We start from the raw sequence: 6,377 nt of genomic DNA, 5'->3' as shown, positions 1-6,377 counted from the left end.
GCAATAACATCATGGGCATACTGGAAGATGATTTTTACAACCTATGGATAACTACAAACAAAGGTTTATGCAAATACAACCCCAGGCAGAAAACTTTTAAAACCTACAACATTAAAGATGGACTGCCAGGCAACGAATTTAATTACAAATCGTTTTTAAAAGACAGTAATGGTGCCTTTTTCTTCGGTGGATTAAGTGGAATGGTGAGCTTTTTCCCCAACGAAATAAAAGAGAACAAAAACACCCCTCCAGTTATTTTTACAGGATTAAAACTATTTAATAAACCAATAGCACTGAATGCCGATGATGGTTTACTTAAACAAAACATCAGCACCATTAAATCAATTACCTTCGAGTCTGACCAGAATGTATTTTCGATTGATTTTACCTTGCTTAACTTTATAAAATCTGATAAAAACCGTTATGCCTATAAGCTGGGAGGTTTTGAAAAAAACTGGAACTATGTAGATATCCCATCGGCAAGCTATACTAACCTATCGCCCGGAAACTACACCCTTATGGTAAAGGGAAGTAATAACGATGGCCTTTGGACCAACAAAACCAGCACATTAGCTATTAAGATTTTGCCACCATTTTACAGAACCTGGTGGGCCTATCTGTTTTATTTTTGTGCCTTTGCAGCCATTTCTATTGTATTTATACGCTATTTGTTAATAAAAGCTGTACTTAAAAAAGAAAAAGAGATTAATGAGCACAAGCTCGAGTTTTTCACCAATATTTCTCACGAGATCCGCACACCTTTAACCCTCATTGTTGGTCCGTTAGATAAATTGATCGAAAACGCAAAAGATAACCCTGCCCTGAACCGGGATCTGCAACCTATAAAAAATAATGCCGACCGTTTAATGAACCTGGTTACCGAACTGCTCGATTTTAGAAAGGCAGAAAGCGGAAAAATGGCACTACATATAAGTCCTGGCGATGTGGTAAAATTCTGTAGGGAAATATTTCTGGCTTTTCAGAACATGGCCATTGCTAAAAATATCGATTACCAGTTTGAAACCGCACAAACAGAAATTGAGCTTTATTTTGATAAGGTCCAGATGGAAAAAGTGATGTTTAATCTACTCTCAAATGCCTTTAAGTTTACACCCGTAAACGGAAAAATCAGCTTAAAAATAGAGGTTGAAAAACAAATGGTTAATATTAAGATCTGCGACAACGGTAAGGGCATTCCATTAGAAAACCAGGCCAATTTATTCACCAATTTTTATCAGGCCAATGCCACTACAACTATTGGTACGGGTTTGGGCTTATCATTCTCTAAAAGTATTGTAGAACTGCATCATGGACAGATCAGCTTCGAAAGCATACCTAAAAACGACAAGGCCTTTGGCAATACCGCTTTCACAGTAAGTTTAAAAATAGGGAAAGCACATTTTAATCCATCCGATTTTATAGCTGATTATGTTTATTATGATGATGCGGCAAATTATAATATCCCCACTTTGCAAGAAACAGAATCATTAATAGAAGAACTTGCCGAAGCAGCACCAACAATAGAAAAAGAGAAACGCAGCATCTTACTCGTAGAAGATAATGAAGATGTAAGAACCTTTATTAAACAGGCTTTAAGCCCCTCATACCTGATTTACGAGCGCGAAAATGGAGCTACCGGGCTAGACTGTGCATTAGAACTGATTCCTGATTTRATTATCAGTGATGTAATGATGCCCATAATGGATGGCTTAGAATTATGCCGGAAACTTAAAACCGATGAACGAACCAGCCACATACCTGTTGTTTTATTAACGGCAAGATCGGCTTATGTTCACCAGGTAAACGGTTTCGAAAACGGTGCCGATGCTTATATCATGAAGCCATTTAACCTAAAAATATTGGAGCTGAACATCCAGAACCTGTTAAACGCCAGGGAAACCATTAAACAAAAGTTTGCACAGGTAATTACGCTCGAGCCTAAAAACATGGTGATTAACACCACAGAGCAAAACTTTTTGAATAAAATTATCCAGATTATCGAAGACCGGATTGCTGATCCCGATTTTGATGTACCCACCCTATCTTCAGAAATTGGCATGAGCCAACCTGTACTGTACAAAAAAATAAGGTCACTTACCGACCTTTCAGTAAACGATTTTATTAAATCGCTGCGGATAAAAAGAGCAGCCCAATTACTCAAGCAAGGTACCGGAAATATTGCCGAAATTGCTTATGCAGTAGGTTTTAATGATCGGAAATATTTTAGTTCGGAGTTTAAAAAGCACTTCGGCAAAACCCCGAGTGAGTTTATGAGCAATGATTAGTTTGCAAACGCTTTGCGAAGCATTTGAACAATGCCTTTGGCAGGCTATTGTTGATGGTATTTATCGATCTTTGTTTTTAGGCATTTTGCTAGCCTACTTTAATAAAATACTGGTTTTTCCGAAGAACGCCGTCAATCCCAAGGGCCGGAATAATCAAAAAAACAGTAGCAGAATAGCCCAAACGGCACTATCAAACCTGAAACGCAGTGGTTTTGTGTTCATTAAGCGTTAATTCAAAATTTTATAGGAATTGAACACAAAACGAAGTGCCGCTGTTTTTTTGATGTGTGTAGGATTGTGCAAAAAGGCCCATTGCTGGATTGACAAAGCGCTTTGGGTACTTTGGCGCTCCAAAGTACCATGCCCCCGCGGCATAGAGCGGACAAAAACATCAATATTTTTCTTTAAACATTAGTTTTCCAGAATCAAGCTTTTTTAATAACCCGATAAGATGCTGAAATAAATTCAGCATGACGATCGCCTTAAGCAAAAAAGCCAAACGCCCTTAAAGAGATATATCTTAATGTTAACCAACTCTTCATCCGCTGAAATGAATAACAGACTATTACATCCTATGAAATATAGACATTCATTTCTAAATCCTAAAAGCTAAAAATTCATTTATGTTGATTTTATATTCTTTCGCTCCCAATGACAGATCTACAGATGGCCCATTATGGAGAGACCAACTTAGGGTTTAAATACATTCTGGCAACCTGCTGATCGAAATGGTTGTTCATAATGCCCTGATAAACCTGTTCTGCAACACAGTACAATAAACCTATTTTTTCAAACAGTCGCATCACATCCGGCTCACTGATCGTATAATCGTTTTCGTAGCGAACGGCCAGGTAGGCTTCATCGAGTAAATGCAACAAGCAAAGTTCCTCTTCATCATTAAACAGCTCAGAAAGCGGTTTAACATAGGGTTTGACATACAATTGATGGGCACTAATGCGGTGCGTTTTTTTATCCTTTCCCATTACCAGAATTTCAATGGCCCGATACATTAAATCGAAAACCTGGTGCAGCATAAAAGCACAATGCTCGAAATTTCGCCGTTTAAAATAGAAATTGGCTCCAGATAAAAATTTGTTGGCCTTTTTAGTTTCCTGTTGATAGGCGCTGCTAACCCGATCTGCGATGAACTCAGGTGCCCCACATTCAAGAAAACTTCCAGATTTACTAAATAAACGATTTTGAGCTGCAGTGGCATAGTAAAAAAACAAACTGCCCGCTAGCAAGGCCCGCTCAACTTCGTGCACATGAAAAACCCGATAACTGAATTCCGTTTGCCCATTGAATACAATATTTAATACCGGCGTTAATTCGTTTAAAACACGTACATGTTTGAACTGAACCATAATCAGCATTTCTCGCACCGCCTTACCTGTAAAAAAATTATTGTGGAGATAAATATATTGAATGGGCACCGCAGCGGTAATGCGCTTCAATAAACACATTACGGTTTCTTCTTTTATGGCACTATGGCTAAGGTTTAAGAATTTATTCCGCATAATACCGCCTTTCATCTTTAATATCATCACTTAGTGAAGGATTACCGATCATCAGAAAGAAAGCTTCCATGATCATCAGCATGGCTTCATACTGCTCAAATAAAAATTCTTTATCCATCAGTTTAATGCTRCCTCCGGCACTAAATGCGGCATACAACCACTCTAAAAGGCCTAAGCGCAATTGTTTAATTTTTTCAGGAACGAAAAAAGACGCTACAAAGCGATAAGGATTTTCGATGTGTTCGGCTGGTAATGTATTTACTTCACAGAGGCCTTTGTTATACACTTCGTTTGTAATAAAACGATCTTCAGTAATTAAGCCTTCAGGCAAGGCTTCCTGGTAAATCAGTTTTTTGTTGGCAATTAAATAACCTGCGTTAAGCAATTTCGTAAACTGGTTATAGAGGAAAAAATAATCGGCAACATCACTTAAACGGTGCGCTTCTGATAAGGCTATTTTATACCATTTTTTCAGGTATGTTTTATGCCCTGCAAGGTTATCCAAACTAAAGAAAAATTCAATTGCCTTAAATGGATCATCAAATAATTCCTGATCGAAAGCCAAAGGCGATGTGCTTTCGAACATGGCCATATGGTAATAGCGATCGATACTTTTAAAACTATTTTTAGTGATGAGCCTTTCGTGGATGAGCCAACAGGCCTCCAGCATTTTCATGGTATTCTCGTAAAACGCCGCAACATACTGATCCCAATCCAGATCGAGCTTATTTTCCAATCCGGCCAGTAACCATTCCCTGTAAACCATCTTATAGCTATCTGATTCAAAGAAGATAAAAATATCTAAAAAAGTAAACTTCGGATTTTTCATTTCGCCCTTGCTTAACAACTTCGGGCAATAATCAAGCACAACCGATTCGCGTTCCAAATTACATTCATCAAGCTCAATCGCTTTTACAAAAGCAGAATCAGCTTCAATCCGGTTAAAAATTAAATCCGAATAATCAAACAGCGGCACAAGTTTTTCATAAAAACCCAATAGCTTTGCAGGGTGCTTTTGCGGCGAATAATCGAATTCGTTTTGAGATGGGTTTACCCAGTTTTTTAAAAAATTTAAATGATGGCCTACACCATCTGATAAAAAAAAGTTTTCAATGGCATCAATAAAAGCCATAGTTTCTTTTTTAAAATTTGAGTTCCCTTCCATAGCGTATAGTTTTAAATTATTATCTTAGCTAACGAATTTAGCAAAAAAAAATAAGTTTAACTATATTTTGTACATAAAACTTATTAACATACTACTATGAATGAGAATCAGCGCTTAAAGTCATTAATGGATTTATTGTATTTTAAAACTCAAAAAGATTTTGCTACCGCATTGAATATCAAACAGGGCTCTTTATCGGATATTTTACGAGAAAGGGTTAATGTATCTAACGCCATTAAAGATAAACTCGAACTTAAATTCGACGTAAATTTAACATGGCTTGAAAACGGAACCGGCGAACCGTTTTTTAAAAAGAAGCCAGGCGTTAGCGAAAGTAAAGAGGGTGTTCCTTATTTCGATATGAGCTTATCAGATGCTAAAGATCTCCTGGTAGAAGAACAACGGGCAGAATACCTGGTAAATTACCTTCCTTTTAACGATTGTACGGCTTATTTACCCGTTTATGGCGATAGCATGTACCCCAAATATGCCGCAGGCGAAATTATTGCCATAAAAGAAATTACCAATTACGAAATTTTACAGTGGGGCGAAGCTTATGTGGTGATGACGGATGCAGATAGCAACAGTTTACGCACCATAAAACTAATTTTTCAGCACGCCGATAATACCAAACTAATCCTCCGTTCTTCAAATCCAAATTTTAAAGGCGATACCGTAATCCGCAAGAAAAACATCCAGGCACTTTACATTATCAAAGGAAAAATTACACGGAATATTATTTAGGCAAAGTAGTTTTCAGTTCAAGTTTGTATTAAAAAATGTCATCCTGAGCTTGTAGAAGGACCTGATTAAATATCTTACAAGGCGTTTCGACGGGCTCAACGTGACAAATTCGGAGTGAATTACAAATATGAATGAGATTCGCAAACTGGATTCTGCATTTTTCATCTTAAATCAGCGGGAGTTTAAAAAGGGTTCCGGCAGGAATCGTAATGCCTTAGTAGGGTTTTTATGTTGCATTAAGATTCCCGCATGCGCGGGAATGACGACTTTCTTTAGAATCTGCGTGATCACCTTTAATCAGCAGGAATAAATAAAAAAAGCTCCCGCAGATCAGCAGATTTTCGCAGATTGTAATAAGCTATATAGGAGTCAGTATTACAGGTTGTCATCCTGAGCTCGTCGAAGGACATGATTAAATATATTACAAGGTATCTCGATATATAAAAATTAATATTAGTGAGATTAGATTTAAGGAGATAATAGTCTCGAAGTATCGTCATTTCGACCGTAGCGGAGAAATCTTTTAATTTCAATATTTGTTTCAAAGATCTCTCCCTTCCGTTGCACTTCAGTCGAGATGACGATCCTTAGATTGGAATCTGTCAATGAAAACTAAAAAAGCGGTCCGATCAATGATCAGCCCGCTTTGCTTAAATATTACCAATC

At 37.4% G+C, this 6,377-nt stretch carries 4 protein-coding genes; 2 read left to right on the top strand and 2 right to left on the bottom strand.

Annotated elements, in window-relative coordinates; translation table 11 throughout:
* On the top strand, nt 1-2,285 hold a 2,285-nt coding region (locus AC1DPQ_RS14290; RefSeq protein ID WP_477609882.1), incomplete at its 5' end, for a hybrid sensor histidine kinase/response regulator.
* A 674-nt stretch (nt 2,286-2,959) separates the two neighbouring features.
* On the opposite strand, the gene AC1DPQ_RS14285 is transcribed toward AC1DPQ_RS14290, so the two are convergent.
* Nucleotides 2,960-3,817, bottom strand: coding sequence for a HEPN domain-containing protein (locus AC1DPQ_RS14285; RefSeq protein ID WP_477581976.1), 858 nt, complete (start codon nt 3,815-3,817; stop codon nt 2,960-2,962).
* A complete protein-coding gene (locus tag AC1DPQ_RS14280) occupies nt 3,792-4,967 on the bottom strand; it encodes a hypothetical protein (protein WP_477609880.1) in 1,176 nt (391 codons plus the stop codon). Before AC1DPQ_RS14280 ends, AC1DPQ_RS14285 begins: the two co-directional genes overlap by 26 nt.
* A 96-nt stretch (nt 4,968-5,063) precedes the next feature.
* On the opposite strand from AC1DPQ_RS14280, the gene AC1DPQ_RS14275 reads away from it, so the two are divergent.
* The gene (locus tag AC1DPQ_RS14275; protein ID WP_477580631.1) at nt 5,064-5,711 is read left to right on the top strand and encodes a LexA family transcriptional regulator; all 648 of its coding nucleotides are present in this window, start codon (nt 5,064-5,066) and stop codon (nt 5,709-5,711) included.
* The last annotated feature ends 666 nt before the right edge of the window (nt 5,712-6,377 follow it).

The sequence above is a fragment of the Pedobacter sp. 01T416_2 genome (genome assembly GCF_056398925.1).
The sequence above is the reverse complement of the archived record's forward strand: the minus strand, read 5'-3'. Positions and strand labels throughout refer to the sequence as shown.

Coding starts and splice junctions, on each gene's coding strand:
- AC1DPQ_RS14285 (WP_477581976.1), bottom strand. CDS start 3,817: ATGAAAGGCGGTATTATGCGGAATAAATTCTTAAACCTTAGCCATAGT.
- AC1DPQ_RS14275 (WP_477580631.1), top strand. CDS start 5,064: ATGAATGAGAATCAGCGCTTAAAGTCATTAATGGATTTATTGTATTTT.